Raw genomic sequence first — 15,772 nt, 5'->3', positions numbered from 1 at the left:
GCGCCGCCCGTCGCTCGTGTGCCGGTCTGATAACCGCGCAAACGCCCCGCATTGTCCGTCGGTCAGCCGGCCGCAGCGAGCCGCTCCGCCTTCTCGCGCTCCATTTCCTGTCGCTTGGTCAGGATCGAGGCGATGACGACCGCCACGGTGACGACCGCGATCATGATCGTCGAAACGGCGTTGATCTCGGGCTTCACGCCCAGGCGGACATCCGAGTAGATCTTCATCGGCAGGGTGGTGGCACCCGGGCCGGACGCGAAGCTGGCGATGACGAGATCGTCGAGCGACAGCGTGAAGGCGAGCATCCACCCCGACACGACCGCCGGCATGATGAGCGGAAGGGTGATGCGGAAGAAGGTCCGGACAGGCGGGCAGCCGAGGTCCATGGCCGCCTCCTCCAGGCTCCGGTCGAAGGTCACCAGCCGGGACTGCACGACTACGGCGACGAAGCACATCGTGAAGGTCGTGTGGGCGAGCAGGATCGTGGTGAAGCCGCGGTCGAAGTCGACGGCGACGAACAAGAGCAGGAGCGCCAGGCCGGTGATCACCTCGGGCATGACGAGCGGCGCGAAGACCATGCCGGAGAAGAGCAGGCGGCCGGGGAAGCGGCCGTAGCGGGTCAGCACGATGGCCGCGAGTGTGCCGAGGACGGTCGCCAGCGTGGCGGACAGGAAGGCGACCCGCAGCGAGACCCAGGCCGCGTTCATCAGCTGCTCGTTCTGGAAGACCTCGCCGTACCACTTGGTCGACCAGCCGACCCAGACCGCGACGTTCCGCCCCTCGTTGAAGGAGTAGATCACGAGGAGGAGGATCGGGATGTACAGGAAGGCGAAGCCGAAGGTCAGCGAGACGGCGTTGAACAGCGTGAAGCGTCTCATCGGCCCGCCTCCTGCAGCTTCGCCTGGTTGTGCTGGAAGATCACGATGGGAACGACCAGGAAGATCAGCAGCGTGACCGCCACGGCGGAGGCCGCGGGCCAGTCGCGGTTGTTGAAGAACTCCTCCCAGAGCGTCTTGCCGATCATCACGGTGTCGGAGCCGCCGAGCAGGTCCGGGATGACGAACTCGCCGACGGCGGGGATGAAGACCAGGAACGAGCCGGCGACGACGCCCGGCAGGGAGAGCGGGAAGGTGATGCGCCAGAAGGTCTGGAGGGGCGTGCAGCCGAGGTCCTGCGCGGCCTCCAGCAGGGTCTCGTCCATCTTCTCGAGCGCCGCGTAGAGCGGCAGGACCATGAAGGGGAGGTAGGAGTACACGATGCCGATGTAGACCGCGGTATTGGTCGACAGGATGGCGAGCGGCTCGTCGATGAGGCCGAGCTTCAGGAGGAACTGGTTGAGCAGGCCCTCCTGGGACAGGATCCCGATCCAGGCGTAGACGCGGATCAGGAAGGACGTCCAGAAGGGCAGGATGATGAACATCAGCAGGGTCGGGCGGATCGCCTTCGGGGCGCGCGCCATCGCGTAGGCGATCGGATAGCCGATCAGCAGCATGAGCAGGGTAGAGATGCCGGCGATGAAGAGGCTCGACCCGTAGGATTCGACGTAGATGCTCTCCTGGACCAGCCGGCGGTAGTTGTCGGCGGTGAATTCGGACGCCTTCTCGAACAGGTCCGCGAGGCCGTCGATCACAGGGGTGTAGGGCGGCTGGGCGATCTCGGTCGTGGAGAGCGAGATCTTCAGGACGATGAAGAAGGGCACCAGGAAGAAGACCAGGAGCCAGGCGTAGGGCACGGCCGCGACGGCGAAGCGGCCCCAGCTGCGGTTGGTGGCGGCCATGGCGACCCTCACTTCGTCAGGAGAATGCCGGCGTCGCGCGACCAGGACAGCCAGACCTTATCGTCCCACGTGATGGGGCGGTCGATGAGGCGGCTGGTATTGGCGACGGTGGCGCGGACGGTCGGGCCCGAGTCGAGCTTCACGTGGTAGATCGAGGTGTCGCCGATGTAGCCGATGTCCCAGACGGTACCGGCGGCGACGTTCGACAAGGTCGCGGGCGGCGGGTCGTGGGAGATGCGGACCTTCTCCGGCCGGATCGCGAACCAGGCGGTGGTGCCGGCCGCGATGGGAGCGTCGTCTTCCACCTCTATGGGCGCCTGGACGGCCGAGGCGGCGAGCCGCACCAGCGTGCCGTCCCGGGCCGCGACCGTGCCCTCCAGGATGTTGATGTCGCCGATGAAGTCGGCCACGTAGCGGGAGTTGGGCTGCTCGTAGATCTCCGAGGGCGTGGCGACCTGGATCAGCTTGCCGTGGTCCATGACGGCGATACGGTCCGCAACCGTCATGGCCTCCTCCTGGTCGTGAGTGACGATCAGGAAGGTCATTCCGAGCTTCATCTGCAGGTCGGTCAGCTCGAACTGGGTCTCCTCGCGCAGCTTCTTGTCGAGCGCGCCGAGGGGTTCGTCGAGGAGCAGGACCTTGGGCTTCTTGGCGATCGAGCGGGCGAGCGCCACGCGCTGGCGCTGGCCGCCGGAGAGCTGGTGGGGCTTGCGCTTGGCGAAAGGCTCGAGCTTGACGAGCTTCAACATCTCCTGGACGCGCGCCTCGATCTCGCCCTTGGGCAAGCGGTCCATCTCCAGCCCGAAGGCGATGTTCTTCTCCACCGTCATGTGCGGGAACAGCGCGTAGGACTGGAACATCATGTTGACGGGCAGCTTGTAGGGCGGGATCCCGACCACGCTCTCGCCGCCGAGCAGGATGTCGCCCGAGGTCGGCATGTCGAAGCCGCCGAGCATGCGCATCAGGGTGGTCTTGCCGCAGCCGGAGGGGCCGAGGAGCGCGAAGAACTCGCGCTCGTAGATGCCGAGCGTGACGTCGTCGACCGCGGTGAAGTCGCCGAAGCGCTTGACCACGTTCCGATACTCGATCAGGGGCTTCGCGGCCGGGTCGTTCCAGGGCGCGAACTTGCGCCTGACCGGGCCGAGCGTCTTCGCCATGGTGAGCCTCTGCGGAAGAAGGGGCCGAAAGAAAGAACCCGGCGCGGGCGCCGGGTTCGGAAGTCTTACTTGCGCTTCATGTCGCGCCACGTGTTCGTCAATTCGCGCTGCGTCTTCGTGTCGTTGGCGGTGAGGGTATAGAGCTTGGCGAGGACGTCGGGCGTCGGATAGATGCTCGGGTCCTCGAGGATCTCCTTGTTGACGAACTTCTGCGAGGCCAGGTTGCCGTTCGGATACTGGACGAAGTTCGTCGCCTTGGCGGCGACCTCGGGCCGGAGCATGTAGTTCAGGAAGATGTGGGCCTCCTCGACGTTCTTGGCGTCCTTCGGGATCGCCATGTTGTCGAACCACATGTAGGCGCCCTCCTTCGGGATCGCGTAGGCGATCTCGACGGCCTTGCTCAGGTCCTTCAGCTTCTTGTTGCGCTCCTCGGCGCGGGTCGAGGCCTGCTTGATGTCGCCGGACCAGCCCAGAACGAGGCAGATGTCGCCGTTGGCCAGCGCATTGATGTATTCCGAGGAGTGGAACTTGCGGATGTTCGGCCGGATCTTCTTGAAGTGCTCGGCGGCCTTCTTGAAATCCTCCGGGTTCTTGGAGTCCGGGTCTATGCCGAGATACTTCATCGCGGCCGGGATCATCTCATCGCTGGCGTCAAGCATCATGACGCCGCAGTCCTTGAATTTCGACACGATGGCGGGATCGAAGATCATGGCGAGGCTGTCGACGGGCGCATCGGGCATGCGCTCCTTGATCTTCTTGACGTTGTAGCCGATTCCGGTGGTGCCCCACATGTAGTTGATGGCGTGCTCGTTGCCGGCGTCGTACTTGGCCAGGCGGTTCATGATGTCCGGCCAGGTGTTGACGAGGTTCGGGAGCTTCGACTTGTCGAGCGGCTGGAACAGCCCTACCTTGATCTGGCGGGACAGGAAGGTCGCGGTGGGCACGACGATGTCGTAGCCGGACTTGCCGGCGAGCAGCTTCGTCTCGAGCAGGTCGTTCGAATCGAACGTGTCGTACTTGACCTTGATGCCGGTTTCCTTCGTGAAGTCCTCCAGGATCGACTCGTCGATGTAGTCGGACCAGTTGTAGATGTTGACCTGCCTCTGCTGGGCTTGCGAGGCGGCGGGCGCCAGCAGGCCGAGGGCCCCGGCGAGCCCGAGAAGAGACAGTGCCATCGCAGATTGTTTCATCGTCTTCGCACTCCCACGGTCGGATCCCTGACGGACCGCTCGGCCAAAGTATCAAGTTCACGCCGGCCCACAACGGTGCAGGCCCCGGTTCGGCACCCCCGCGGCCTCAGAGGTAGGTCAGGCGCTCCAGCGGGGTGATCTCGCTCTCGAAGGCCTTCACCTCGGCGCGCTTCAGGTGCGCCAGGAGGCTTCTGTATTCGAGACCGAAGGTCCGGCGGATGAAGTCCGAGCGCTCGAACAGCGTGATGGCGTCGTCCATGGCGTCGGGGAGCGGCGGGACCGGTTCCTCGTAGGCGTTGGTGACGACCGGGGGCGGCGGGGTCAGCTCGCGCTCCAGGCCGTCGAGCACGCCGGCGAGGACCCCGGCCAGGACCAGGTACGGGTTGGCGTCCGCGCCGGCGATGCGGTGCTCCAGCCGGCGGGCCTCGTCGGGCCCGGCCGGGATGCGCACGCCCACGGACCGGTTGTTGTAGCCCCAGGAGGCGGTGGTCGGGGCGTAGGAGCCCGGCTGCAGGCGGCGGTAGCCGTTCCAGGTCGGGACGAAGAGCAGGGTCGCGGCCTGCATGGTGTCGAGGAGCCCGGCGACGCAGTGGCCGAGGCGCTTCTCGCCCGTGACCGGGTCTGCGAAGACGTTGTGGCCGTGGCGGTCGAGCAGGCTAACATGCACGTGCAGCCCGTTGCCGGCGACCTCCATGAAGGGCTTGGCCATGAAGGTGGCCTTGAGCCCGTGCCGGCGCGCGACCTCGCAGACGAGGCGCTTCAGCATGACCGCGTCGTCGGCGGCCGCCAGGGCATCCGGGCGATGCTTGAGGTTGATCTCGAACTGGCCGGGTGCGGCCTCCGACACCATGGTGTCGAGCGGCAGACCCTGGGCCCGGCCGTGGCTCCAGATCTCGGAGAAGAGGCCGGAGAACTCGGAGAGGTCCGACATCGCGTACATGTTCTGCGGCACCGGGCCGGCCGTGGCGCGGTAGACCGGCGCGGGCATGCCGTTGGTCATGGGCGGCGCCTTCGGGTCGAGCAGGTAGAATTCCAGCTCGATGGCGCAGCAGGCCGTGTAGCCGGCGGCGGCGAGGCGGCCGACCACGCGGGCGAGCGCGTTGCGCGGGTCGCCGATGTAGGCCTCGCCGTGCTCGGTGTGCATGGTGAGGATGGCCTGGGCGGTGGGCCGGTCCGCCCAGGGGACGGGCCGCAGCGTGCCGGGCACGGCGCGGCAGTAGCCGTCGCGGTCGCCGGTCGTCACATGCAGGCCGGTCTCCATCACCTCGCGGCCCCAGACGTCCAGGCCGTAGAGCGAGAAGGGGAAGTTCACGCCGTCCTTGAAGGCCTTCTTGAGCGCCGTGGCGGGCGCCCACTTGCCGCGCAGGACGCCGTTCGAGTCCGTGATCAGGAACTCGATCGCCTCCAGGTCCGGATGGGCCGCCAGGAAGCGCTCCGCCTCGCCGGGCCCGGCGAGCGGCTCGCCCGCGACGGTCCCGCCCGCGGCGGCGCCCACGTCCATATGCCCCATGACGGCTCCGTTGTCGGCGCAGGGCTTGGCGGATCGGATCGGCGAGGATCCGGTGCGGCAGGCCCGAGCGGCATTGCATCCGGGCGAAAACGTGATCACATTGTCCGAGCGCTGTCAACGACGCAGGGACACAGCCGGGGAGAGATCGGCCAGGATGCCGCTGACATTGGACAAGACCGCGGTCGGACCCGGGTCGGGGCGGAGCCGCCCGCCCGAGAAGCCGAAGGGGCCCGGACCGTCCGGCGCCGAGCCCTCGGCCGCCGCGCCGATCCACGACCAGGTCTACGGCGCGCTGCGCGAGGCGCTGGTGACGGGGCGGATCGTGCCGGGCCGGGCCGTGACGCTACGCGGCCTCGCCGCCAATCTCGGGGTCTCGCCCATGCCGGTCCGCGAGGCGATCCGCCGGATCTCCGCGGAGGGCGGGCTGGTCGTGCAGGCAAACCGCCGCGTCTCGGTGCCGGACATGACGGCGGAGCGTTTCGACGAGCTGGTGCGCGCCCGCTCGCTCCTGGAGCCGGAAGCCGCCGCGAGGGCGCTGCCGCACATCGACGCCGCGCGCCTGAAGCGCATCGTCGAGGCTGACGACCAGATCGAGCAGGCGCTGCAGTCGGGCGACGTCGAAGGCTACATGGCGGCCAACCACCGGTTTCATTTCGAGATCTACCGCGCCGCACCGTCCACCGTTTTGGTGCCGATGATCGAGAGCCTCTGGCTGCGCTTCGGGCCCTTCATGCGGCGCGTCTACGGGCGCTACGGCACGGCCATCCTGATCGACCAGCACGAGCGCGCCATCGCGGCGATCCGGGGGGGCGACGAGGCGGGGCTGCGCGCGGCGATCCGGGCGGACATCCTCGACGGCATGAACGAGATCGGCGCGTCGGGCCTGGACCCCTGAGGCGGGGCCGGGCGCGGCGGTCCCCGCCCGGGGACGCCCTTGACGCCCAAGCTGTCGGCTGCGAAAATGTGATCACAAAATCTCCGGAAGCCGATCGTCATGTCGAAGAAGAAGAAGCAGCCCAAGTCCAGCGAATCCGTGCGGGGCGTCGCCTCGCCGGAGGCGGCGTCGTCGTGGCTGGACGCGCGCGGGCTCGACGACATCGAATGCGTGGTGCCAGACATGTCTGGCGTGGCGCGCGGCAAGATGATGCCGGTGCAGAAGTTCGTCGACGGGCCGACCATGTCGATCCCGGGCTCGATCTTCCTGCAGACCATCACGGGCGAATATCCGGACGAGGACGAGGTGTTCAAGTTCGACCCGGCGGACGGGGACATCCTGCTGGCGCCGGACTATTCCACCCTGGCGGTGGTGCCCTGGGCGTCGGATCCGACCGCGCAGATCATCCACGACGCCTATCATCGGGACGGGCGGCCGGTGGAGATCGCGCCGCGCCAGCTCCTCCGGCGCATCGTCGAGCTCTACGAGCACAAGGGCTGGAAGCCGATCGTCGCGCCGGAGATCGAATTCTACCTCGTCGAGCGCAACCAGGACCCGGACTATCCCCTGAAGCCGCCGGTCGGACGGTCGGGGCGGGCGGAAACAGGGCGGCAGTCCTATTCGATCGCGGCGGTCAACGAGTTCGACGCGCTGTTCGACGACATCTACGACTTCTCGGAGGCGCAGGGGCTCGAGATCGACACCCTGATCCACGAGGAGGGGGCCGCCCAGATGGAGATCAACCTCCTGCACGGCGACCCGCTCGCGCTGGCCGACCAGGTGTTCCTGTTCAAGCGCACGATCCGCGAGGCGGCGCTGCGCCACAACATGTATGCGACCTTCATGGCGAAGCCCATCGCCAACGAGCCCGGCTCGGCCATGCACATCCACCAGTCGGTCGTCGACGCCGAGACGGGGGACAACATCTTCTCCGGGCCGGAGGGCGGGCCGACGCGGGACTTCTTCGCCTTCATCGCCGGCCAGCAGCGCTACCTGCCGCATGTCATGTGCATGCTCGCGCCCTACGTGAACTCCTACCGGCGCCTGATGCGCAAGTCGGTGGCGCCGATCAACGTTCACTGGGGCTACGACAACCGCACGGTCGGGCTCCGCGTGCCCAACTCCTCGCCGGCGGCGCGGCGCGTCGAGAACCGGGTCCCGTCCTCGGACGCCAACCCCTACCTCGCCATCGCGGCCTCGCTCGCCTGCGGCTACATCGGGCTGACCGAGGGGCTGACGCCGGAGGAGCCGGTCGAGGGCTCGGCCTACACGCTCGCCTTCGGCCTGCCGCGCGGCCTCCTCGAGGCGGTCGCGCTGTTCGAGGAGTGCGAAGAACTGACGGACATCTTCGGCAAGGCCTTCGTGGCGACCTACCGGGCGATCAAGCAGGCCGAATTCGAGACCTTCATGCGCGTGATCAGCCCCTGGGAGCGGGAGTACCTGCTCCTGAACGTGTGATGCCGCACCGCGCGCGAGAGTGAGTGCGGCCCGGTCCCGCCGCACCGGTTCCATCCTTCCCCGTCCCCGACCGCTCCAGGCCTGGAGGGCCATGATGCTGCAGTCCAACGTCTATCCGACCGCCGAACTCAGGGCCGCGGACGCCGCCCACTACCTGCATCCCTTCACGGACTTCAAGGCGCTGGCGCGGGAGGGAAGCCGGATCATCGTCAAGGCGGACGGGGTCTGGCTGTGGGACAGCGAGGGCAATCGCATGCTGGACGGCATGGCGGGGCTCTGGTGCACCAACGTCGGCCACGGGCGGCGCGAGATCGCCGACGCGGTGCATGCCCAGATGACCGAGCTCGCCTACTACAACTCCTTCTTCAAGACCACCAACGCGCCGGCGATCCGGCTCGCCGAGAAGCTCGCCGCCCTCGCGCCGGAGCACGTCAACAGGGTCTTCTTCTGCGGCTCGGGGTCGGAGGCGAACGACACCGTGCTGCGCATGGTGCGCTACTACTGGGCGCTCAAGGGCAAGCCGTCGAAGCAGATCGTCATCTCCCGCCGGAACGCCTACCACGGGTCCACGGTCGCGGGCGCGTCGCTCGGCGGCATGGCGCCGATGCACGGGCAGGGCGGCCTGCCCATCCCGGGGATCGTGCATATCCAGCAGCCCTACTGGTTCGGCGAGGGCGGTGACCTGTCGCCGGACGAGTTCGGGGTCGTTGCCGCGCGCGAGCTGGAACGTATGATTCATACACTCGGGATCGACAACGTGGCGGCCTTCATCGCCGAGCCGATCCAGGGCGCCGGCGGGGTCATCATCCCGCCGGAGACCTACTGGCCGGAGATCAAGCGCATCTGCGCGCGGCACGACATCCTGCTGGTCGCCGACGAGGTGATCACCGGATTCGGCCGCACGGGCCGGTGGTTCGGCTCCGACTTCTACGGTCTCGAACCGGACCTGATGCCGATCGCCAAGGGCCTGACCTCCGGCACCATCCCGATGGGCGGGGTGATGGTGTCCGACAGGGTCGCCGACGTGGTGGTCGGGATCGGCGAGGAGTTCTTCCACGGCTATACCTACTCGGGCCATCCGACCGCGGCTGCGGCGGCCTTGGAGACCCTCCGCATCATGGAGGAGGAGAAGCTCGTCGAGCGGGTCGCGACCGACATCGGTCCCTACATGCAGGCGCGATGGACGGCGCTGGGCGATCATCCGCTGGTCGGCGAGGCGCGCATGGTCGGCTTGATCGGGGCCCTGGAACTCGTCCCGGCCAAGCCCTCGCGGGCGCTGCGCTTCGCGCCGGTCGGCGAGGTCGGCACGCTGGCGCGCGACATCTCGTTCCGCAACGGCCTGGTCATGCGGGCGGTGCGCGACAGCCTGATCATCGCGCCGCCGCTGGTCATCTCGCATGCGGAGGTGGACGAGCTGGTCCGGCTCGCGCGGCTCACGCTGGACGTGACCTGGGAAGCCCTGAAGGCCCAGGGCAAGGTGGCGGCCTGAGGCCGTCCACCCCGCCATGGGCCTGCCGCTCCCCCATGCGCCGTCCCTCTACGCCGCGACCGCGGTCGGCGATCATCCGCGCGCGCCGCTCGCCGGCGACGTGCGGGCGGACGTCTGCATCGTCGGCGGCGGATACACGGGACTGTCGGCGGCGCTGCATCTGGCCGAGGCAGGCCGGAAAGTCGTCGTCCTGGAGGCCAACCGGCTCGGCTGGGGCGCGTCGGGACGGAACGGCGGCCAGCTCCATTCCGGCCAGCGGCAGGACGTCTCCACCCTCGAGGCCTGGTTCGGGCGGGCCCGGGCGCGCGCGCTTTTCGACCTCGGCGAGGAGGCGAAGCGGACCGTCAAGGACCTGATCGCCCGCCACGCGATCGACTGCGAGTGGCAGGACGGGCTGATCCACGCCATCCACAAGCGGCGCTACCTCGACGTCGTGCGGCGAGAGGTCGAAACGCTCGAACGGGACTACGGCTACGCAGGGATCACGCTTCTCGACCGGACCGCGGCGGCGGCGGCGATCGGCACCGACGTCTATCACGGCGCCTGGCGGGACGCCTCGGCGGGGCACCTGCATCCGCTCAACCTGGCGCTCGGGATCGCGGCGGCGGCCGAGCGCGCCGGGGCGGTGCTGCACGAGGGGACGCGCGCGACGCGCCTCGTCGACGGCCCGGTGCCGAAGGTGGTCACGCCGCAGGGCACGGTGACGGCCGACGCGGTGGTGCTCGCCGGCAACGGATACCTCGAGGGTCTCGACCGGGAAACCGAGGCGCACGTCATGCCGATCCACAACTACATCCTGGCGACCGAGCCCCTGGGCGCGCGGGCGGACCGGCTGATCCCGGGGCGGGAGGCAGTGTCGGACAGCCGCTTCGTGGTGCACTACTGGCGGCTCACGCGCGTCGGGCGCCTGGTGTTCGGCGGCGGGGAGACATACTCGCGGCAGTTTCCCGCGGACATCAAGGGCTTCGTGCGCCGACACATGCTGGCCATCTATCCGGGCCTCGCCGACGCCCGGATCGACTACGGCTGGGGCGGCACGCTCGCTGTCACGCGCTCGCGCCTGCCCTTCATGAGGAGGTTGCGGCCGGGGCTCTACACGTCGGGCGGCTACTCGGGGCAGGGGGTCGGACTGGCCACCTTTGCCGGCAAACTATTGGCCGAGGCGATCGCCGGGGACACCGGACGGTTCGACGTCTTCGCGGGCCTGCCGGCGCGGCTTTTCCCCGGCGGGCGGCATCTTCGCTACCCCTCGCTCGTGCTCGCCATGAGCTGGTACGCGCTGCGCGACCGCCTCTGAGCGGGCCGGTCCGGGACCGGAACCGTTGCTCCCGCGGTGCGTTCGAAACCGGGGCAGCAACGAGAAGGAACATCCCATGACGAAGCGTTTCGTGCTCGCCGCCGTCGCTTTGGCGGCGCTCGGTTCGGCCGCCTCCGCGCAGAGCGTCATCCTGTCGGATGACGACGACGTGGTGATCCGCCGGGTGATCCGCGAGCCGGCGCCGCGGGTGGTGCTGCGCGAGCGGGTGACGATCGGCGCCACGCTGCCCGATACGGTCGAGCTCTCCGACTTCCCCGACGAGGCGCGGTCGCGCACGACCGTCCGCGAGTACCGCTACGTGCGGGACGCGGACGACCGGATCGTGGTCGTCGAGCCGCAGAGCCGGAAGGTCATCAAGGTGATCGAGCGCTGAAGGGCCGAGGGTCGGGCGCCCTTGCGGGTGCGTCCGATCCGGCCGTTGAAGCAACACGTTAACCGTCGCCGGAAAGCGCGGACTCGACCGCCGGGCCGCCGCGCTTCCGTCGCGAACCGGACACGATCGGGCCCGAGCCTTTCCAACGGGCATTCTCCGGCCCCGGAAGGTGCCGGGCCGGGGCGGGGGCACGGCGCGGACGGTCTCGACCCGACCGCGCCCGTCAATCACGATCGAGGGAGTGTGTCATGAACAGGTATGTCCTGGCGGCGGTCGCCGGTCTCGCGTTGACCGGAGCCGCCTCCGCACAGACCGTCTTCGTCGACGGCAACGACGACGAGGATACCACGGTCGACCGCACCTATCGCGAGGCGCCGGTGCCGCCGCGCGACATCGGGCCGGACAGCGAGACCGAGGTGATCGTCCGGCGGCCGCCGCCGCGCTACGTCGAGGAACCGCATGGCGGACCCGGTGTGGTCGTGCACGAGCGGACCGTCACGGAGCGCACCGTGCGCCCCGTGGACCGCGACGGGCGCGTGATCTGGCGGGACCGCGCCGACTGGCACGAGCGGGGGGACTGGCACGAGCGGGGGGGCTGGCGCGAGCGGGCCGACTACGACGACGACGGGCCGCGCGCCCGTGTCCGGGTGGCGCCCGGCTACTACGACCGGGACCCCCGGCCCGTGGTGCTCGCCCGTCCGGTCGTGGTCGGGGCCGTCATCCCGCCCACGGTCTTCTTGTCCCCGGTGCCGCCGCGCTACGGCTTCGCGGGCTACCATTGGGCCGCCGATCCCTATGGCCGCCGCGTGGTGGTGGAGCCGCACTCGCGGCGGGTGGTCAGGATCGTCGAGCGCTGGTGATCCGCCGGCCGAACCGTCTTCGAAAGGGCCCCGGGGCACTCGCTCCGGGGCCTTTGCGTCAGATGCAGCGGCCGCCGTCGACTTCCAGGGCGACACCGGTCACGAAGGCCGCCTCGTCGCTCGCCAGATAGAGGGCGGCGTTGGCGATGTCGTCGGGCCGGGACAGCCGGCCGAGCGGCACGGAGGCGACGAACTTGGCCCGCATCTCGGGTGTGTCGGCGCCCATGAAGTCGGCCAGCATGCCGGTCTCGCCGGCCACCGGGCAAAGGCAGTTGACCCGGATCTTCTGGGGCGCGAGTTCCACCGCCATGGACTTGGTCATGGTGATGACCGCGCCCTTCGAGGCGTTGTACCAGGTCAGGCCCGGGCGGGGGCGCAGGCCCGCCGTCGAGGCGGTGTTGATGATGACGCCGCCGCCCTTGGCGGCCATGACCGGGACGGCGGCCAGCGCGGCCAGGTAGATCGACTTGACGTTCACGTCGAAGATGCGGTCGAAGACCTCCTCGGGGACGCCGAGCATCGAGCCGTTGCGGTGCGTGTAGCCGGCGTTGTTGACGAGGATGTCCAGCCCCCCGAAGCGGTCGGTCGCGGCCCCGATCATGGCCTCGACGTCGGCGCGCCGGGCCACGTCGGCCGTGACCGCCACGGCGGCGGCGCCGATCTCGCCCGCCACCCGTGCGGCCCCCTCGCCGTTGAGGTCCGCGACCACCACGCGCGCACCCTCGGCGGCGAAGCGCCGGGCCATGCCCTCGCCGAAGCCCGAGGCCGCCCCCGTGATCACCGCCACCTTGCCGTCCAGCCGCATGCTCGTCCTCCCGTCTTGAGATCGTCCCGTCCGGCTCAGCCGTGGTTCAGCACGATGGTCTTCAGCGCCGTGAACTCGGTCAGGGCCTCGAAGCCCTTCTCGCGGCCGTGGCCGGACTTCTTGAAGCCGCCGAAGGGCAGCTCGACGCCGCCGCCGGCCCCGTAGGAATTCACGAAGACCTGGCCGGCCCGGATGCCGCGGGCGAGGCGCATCTGGCGGGCGCCGTCGCGCGTCCAGACGCCGGCGACGAGGCCGTAGTCGGTCCCGTTGGCGAGCGCCAGGGCCTCGGCCTCGGTCTCGAACGGGATCACGGCGAGGACGGGGCCGAACACCTCGTCGCGGGCCAACCGGTGGGCGGGCGGCACCGGGCCGAAGAGAACTGGCTCGTGGTAGAAGCCGCCCGACGGCGCATCGGCGGCGATCCGGCCGCGCGCCAGGACCGGGATCCCGGCCGCCTGGGCCTCGCCCACGAACCCGGCCACGCGGGCGCGCTGGCGGGCGCTGATCAGGGGTCCGAGGTCCAGGTCGGCGTCGTGCGGGCCGGCGACCAGCGCCTCGAAGCGTGCGGCGAGGCGCTCCACCAGGGCGTCGCGGACGGAGGCCTCGACCAGGATCCGGGAGCCGGCCGAGCAGGTCTGGCCGGCGTTCTGGATTATGGCATTGACGAGCACCGGGGCGGCGGCGTCCAGGTCGGCGTCGGCGAAGACCAGCTGTGGCGACTTGCCGCCCAGTTCGAGGGTGCAGCCGATGCGGTTCTCGGCGGCCGCCTTCTGGATCAGGGTGCCGACCTCCGGCGAACCCGTGAAGGTGACGAAATCGATCCCCGGGTGGGCGGCGAGCGCGGCGCCCGCTTCCGAACCGAGACCGCTCACCACATTGAGGACGCCGGGCGGCAGGCCCGCCGCCAGGGCCAGTTCGGCGACGCGCAGGAGCGAGAGGCCGGCGTCCTCGGCGGGCTTGACCACCAGGGTGTTGCCGGTCGCGAGCGCGGCGCCTGCGACGCGCCCGAAGATCTGTGCCGGGTAGTTCCAGGGCACGATGGAGCCGACGACGCCGTGCGGCTCGCGAATCGTCAGGGCGGTGAAGCCGGTCGAGACCGGGATGGTGTCGCCCATGAGCTTGTCGGCGGCGCCGCCGTAGAATTCGAGGTAGCGGACGAGCGCCGCCATGTCGGCCCGGCCCTGGCGCAGGGGCTTGCCTGTGTCGCGCGATTCCAGGGCGGAGAGTTCGTCGGCGTGGGCCTCGACGAGCGCGGCGAGGCGGCTCAGGATGCGGCCCCGCTCCACGGCCGGCGTCCGGCCCCAGGGGCCCTCGAAGGCTGTCCGGGCGGCGGCGACGGCGTGATCGACATCAGCGGCGCCGCTGCGCGGGATCTTGGCGAAGACCGCACCGGTCGACGGCGCGACGACGTCCAGGGTCTCGCCCGAGAGGGCGTCCTGCGGGCGGCCGCCGATCCAGTTGCGGTAGACGGTTCCCTCCGCCGTCAGGCGGCCCGACTGTTCACCCATGCGGCCCTCCCGAGACCTCTCCGTGACGATGGGACCATAGGACAGGCCGCTATGGGGAGCCACCCCGGGGGATGCGGGTCGGGTGCTTATTCCGGCATGGCGAAATCACCTTGCGGGGCCGGCGCAGGCGCCTACGATCGGAGCGGTCCGAGGCCGCCGAGCCCCGGAACCGGCAGACCCGATTCGCGTTGGAGAACCGACCCCGGCCGCGGCGGCGTCACGCTGATGCCACCATGACGGTCCATGGTCCGCCGACAGGGTGGGCATCATACCTTCAAGGATCGCAGGTCCGTCATGCGTCGCGCGTCACTTCTCCTCATCGCTTCGAGCCTCCTCGCGGGCGCCGCGGCCCTGCCGCCGATCCCTGCGTCCGCGCAGGACGCGTCCGGCCCGAGCACGTCGGGCGGGAGCCTCCCGTACATCTCCGGCCAGGGCACCGCGAAGAAGCCCGAGGAGGAACGGCCGCCCGCCGCGAAGACCCAGGCGACCAGCCCGGGGACGCCGGCCGCCGCCCCCCCGCGCGTGCCCGGACCGCTCTCGGCCGACAAGCCGCTGTTCGGCCCCAAGCCCACCGAGCCGGCCGTGGCCGACAAGCCCGTCGAGCCCGCTGCGGCCGGAAAGCCGGCCGAGAAGGCCGAGGAGCCGGTGCGCAAGATCGAGATCACCAAGGATCGGCCTCCGCAGCCGCCGAACGAGACCACGGCCGGGACGCCGCCGAAGCCGCCGGCCGACGAGACGCGCGACGCCGAGGCATCGCCGGCCGACAAGCCGCGCCGGGAGGCGGCGCCGAAGCCGACCGAGCCCCGCAAGCGGCCGACCGTCGCCGAGACGAGGCCGGCCCGGCCCCAGCCGCAGACCCGGCCGCAGGGTGACGTAGCGGCCCGAGACCGGGCGGACGGCGACGTCGTGGTGCGGGGGCGCGACGGACGCGTCGTCGTCATCCCGGGCGGGCGGTCCGGTTCGGCGGAGCCCTACGGCGGCGACGAAGGTGACCCGGGGTATCGGGTCGGACGGCCCTACGAGCCGCGGTCGGACCGCGACTATGTCGACCGCCGCCGCGGCCCCGCGGCCGAGGAGGACGCGTATCTCCCCTATCCGTCGCGGCGCTGGAGCGAGCGCTTCGTTTACACCTACCCCTACTACCGGCCGGGCACGCCGGTGCTGCGCCCCTACGCGGCGCAGCCCTACGCCTACTACCGGCAGGCGCCCCGGGTGGGGGGCAACTGCCACTACCATGCCTATCCGGCCGAAGGGGCCGGCCCGTTCCACCGGGAGATCCGCTGCCACTGGCACGAGGAACCCGACGATCCGAGCCTTCGCTACGCCCGCTGAAGCGTCTCACCCGGCCCGATCTTCCCAGATCGGGCCGGTCTCGTTTTCGGGCGACGGCCGG

At 69.9% G+C, this 15,772-nt stretch carries 14 protein-coding genes; 7 read left to right on the top strand and 7 right to left on the bottom strand.

All coding sequences use genetic code 11. The annotated features are described in order from the left end of the window. Positions 1-62 precede the first annotated feature (62 nt). The 5 genes from WBG79_RS26345 to WBG79_RS26325 all read right to left on the bottom strand — a co-directional run bounded on the left by WBG79_RS26345 (position 63) and on the right by WBG79_RS26325 (position 5,634). Complete coding sequence (locus WBG79_RS26345; protein WP_337360225.1) at positions 63-878, bottom strand: ABC transporter permease; 816 nt, start codon at positions 876-878, stop codon at positions 63-65. Then, the gene (locus tag WBG79_RS26340) at positions 875-1,777 is read right to left on the bottom strand and encodes an ABC transporter permease (protein ID WP_337360224.1); all 903 of its coding nucleotides are present in this window, start codon (positions 1,775-1,777) and stop codon (positions 875-877) included. Before WBG79_RS26340 ends, WBG79_RS26345 begins: the two co-directional genes overlap by 4 nt. Before the next feature lie 8 nt (positions 1,778-1,785). Continuing rightward, a complete protein-coding gene (locus WBG79_RS26335) occupies positions 1,786-2,934 on the bottom strand; it encodes an ABC transporter ATP-binding protein (RefSeq protein ID WP_337360223.1) in 1,149 nt (382 codons plus the stop codon). Positions 2,935-2,999: 65 nt separating this feature from the next. Continuing rightward, on the bottom strand, positions 3,000-4,124 hold the full coding sequence (locus tag WBG79_RS26330) for a polyamine ABC transporter substrate-binding protein (protein WP_443147520.1): 1,125 nt from the start codon (positions 4,122-4,124) through the stop codon (positions 3,000-3,002). A gap of 106 nt (positions 4,125-4,230) precedes the next feature. Continuing rightward, positions 4,231-5,634, bottom strand: a complete 1,404-nt coding sequence (locus WBG79_RS26325; RefSeq protein ID WP_337360222.1) for a glutamine synthetase family protein — start codon at positions 5,632-5,634, stop codon at positions 4,231-4,233. A 154-nt stretch (positions 5,635-5,788) separates the two neighbouring features. Between WBG79_RS26325 and WBG79_RS26320 the strand changes: the two genes are divergently transcribed. The 6 genes from WBG79_RS26320 (at position 5,789) to WBG79_RS26295 (ending at position 12,066) form a co-directional block, all read left to right on the top strand. Further along, the gene (locus tag WBG79_RS26320; RefSeq protein ID WP_337360221.1) at positions 5,789-6,529 is read left to right on the top strand and encodes a GntR family transcriptional regulator; all 741 of its coding nucleotides are present in this window, start codon (positions 5,789-5,791) and stop codon (positions 6,527-6,529) included. A gap of 99 nt (positions 6,530-6,628) precedes the next feature. After that, positions 6,629-8,026, top strand: a complete 1,398-nt coding sequence (locus WBG79_RS26315; protein ID WP_337360220.1) for a glutamine synthetase family protein — start codon at positions 6,629-6,631, stop codon at positions 8,024-8,026. Positions 8,027-8,120: 94 nt separating this feature from the next. Further along, on the top strand, positions 8,121-9,515 hold the full coding sequence (locus tag WBG79_RS26310) for an aspartate aminotransferase family protein (RefSeq protein ID WP_443147519.1): 1,395 nt from the start codon (positions 8,121-8,123) through the stop codon (positions 9,513-9,515). Between the two features lie 16 nt (positions 9,516-9,531). Further along, complete coding sequence (locus tag WBG79_RS26305; RefSeq protein WP_337360218.1) at positions 9,532-10,812, top strand: NAD(P)/FAD-dependent oxidoreductase; 1,281 nt, start codon at positions 9,532-9,534, stop codon at positions 10,810-10,812. A 76-nt stretch (positions 10,813-10,888) separates the two neighbouring features. Further along, a complete protein-coding gene (locus WBG79_RS26300) occupies positions 10,889-11,206 on the top strand; it encodes a DUF1236 domain-containing protein (RefSeq protein WP_337360217.1) in 318 nt (105 codons plus the stop codon). Positions 11,207-11,454: 248 nt separating this feature from the next. Beyond that, positions 11,455-12,066, top strand: coding sequence for a DUF1236 domain-containing protein (locus WBG79_RS26295; RefSeq protein WP_337360216.1), 612 nt, complete (start codon positions 11,455-11,457; stop codon positions 12,064-12,066). 58 nt (positions 12,067-12,124) lie between these two features. On the opposite strand, the gene WBG79_RS26290 is transcribed toward WBG79_RS26295, so the two are convergent. Beyond that, a complete protein-coding gene (locus WBG79_RS26290; protein ID WP_337360215.1) occupies positions 12,125-12,871 on the bottom strand; it encodes an SDR family oxidoreductase in 747 nt (248 codons plus the stop codon). Positions 12,872-12,906: 35 nt separating this feature from the next. Beyond that, positions 12,907-14,379: an aldehyde dehydrogenase family protein gene (locus WBG79_RS26285; RefSeq protein WP_337360214.1), complete on the bottom strand. Its 1,473-nt coding sequence runs from the start codon at positions 14,377-14,379 to the stop codon at positions 12,907-12,909. A 294-nt stretch (positions 14,380-14,673) separates the two neighbouring features. On the opposite strand from WBG79_RS26285, the gene WBG79_RS26280 reads away from it, so the two are divergent. Next, positions 14,674-15,711, top strand: coding sequence for a hypothetical protein (locus tag WBG79_RS26280; RefSeq protein ID WP_337360213.1), 1,038 nt, complete (start codon positions 14,674-14,676; stop codon positions 15,709-15,711). The last annotated feature ends 61 nt before the right edge of the window (positions 15,712-15,772 follow it).

Origin of the sequence: Prosthecomicrobium sp. N25 (assembly GCF_037203705.1) — a bacterium.
GTDB lineage: Bacteria > Pseudomonadota > Alphaproteobacteria > Rhizobiales > Ancalomicrobiaceae > Prosthecodimorpha.
Note: the sequence above shows the minus strand (reverse complement) of the source record. Positions and strands in the feature narration are given on the sequence as shown.

What these genes read in the sequence shown, in the direction of transcription:
- WBG79_RS26345 (WP_337360225.1), bottom strand. Translation starts at nt 878, where the DNA reads ATGAGACGCTTCACGCTGTTCAACGCCGTCTCGCTGACCTTCGGCTTC.
- WBG79_RS26340 (WP_337360224.1), bottom strand. Translation starts at nt 1,777, where the DNA reads ATGGCCGCCACCAACCGCAGCTGGGGCCGCTTCGCCGTCGCGGCCGTG.
- WBG79_RS26335 (WP_337360223.1), bottom strand. Translation starts at nt 2,934, where the DNA reads ATGGCGAAGACGCTCGGCCCGGTCAGGCGCAAGTTCGCGCCCTGGAAC.
- WBG79_RS26330 (WP_443147520.1), bottom strand. Translation starts at nt 4,124, where the DNA reads ATGAAACAATCTGCGATGGCACTGTCTCTTCTCGGGCTCGCCGGGGCC.
- WBG79_RS26325 (WP_337360222.1), bottom strand. Translation starts at nt 5,634, where the DNA reads ATGGGGCATATGGACGTGGGCGCCGCCGCGGGCGGGACCGTCGCGGGC.
- WBG79_RS26320 (WP_337360221.1), top strand. Translation starts at nt 5,789, where the DNA reads ATGCCGCTGACATTGGACAAGACCGCGGTCGGACCCGGGTCGGGGCGG.
- WBG79_RS26315 (WP_337360220.1), top strand. Translation starts at nt 6,629, where the DNA reads ATGTCGAAGAAGAAGAAGCAGCCCAAGTCCAGCGAATCCGTGCGGGGC.
- WBG79_RS26310 (WP_443147519.1), top strand. Translation starts at nt 8,121, where the DNA reads ATGCTGCAGTCCAACGTCTATCCGACCGCCGAACTCAGGGCCGCGGAC.
- WBG79_RS26305 (WP_337360218.1), top strand. Translation starts at nt 9,532, where the DNA reads ATGGGCCTGCCGCTCCCCCATGCGCCGTCCCTCTACGCCGCGACCGCG.
- WBG79_RS26300 (WP_337360217.1), top strand. Translation starts at nt 10,889, where the DNA reads ATGACGAAGCGTTTCGTGCTCGCCGCCGTCGCTTTGGCGGCGCTCGGT.
- WBG79_RS26295 (WP_337360216.1), top strand. Translation starts at nt 11,455, where the DNA reads ATGAACAGGTATGTCCTGGCGGCGGTCGCCGGTCTCGCGTTGACCGGA.
- WBG79_RS26290 (WP_337360215.1), bottom strand. Translation starts at nt 12,871, where the DNA reads ATGCGGCTGGACGGCAAGGTGGCGGTGATCACGGGGGCGGCCTCGGGC.
- WBG79_RS26285 (WP_337360214.1), bottom strand. Translation starts at nt 14,379, where the DNA reads ATGGGTGAACAGTCGGGCCGCCTGACGGCGGAGGGAACCGTCTACCGC.
- WBG79_RS26280 (WP_337360213.1), top strand. Translation starts at nt 14,674, where the DNA reads ATGCGTCGCGCGTCACTTCTCCTCATCGCTTCGAGCCTCCTCGCGGGC.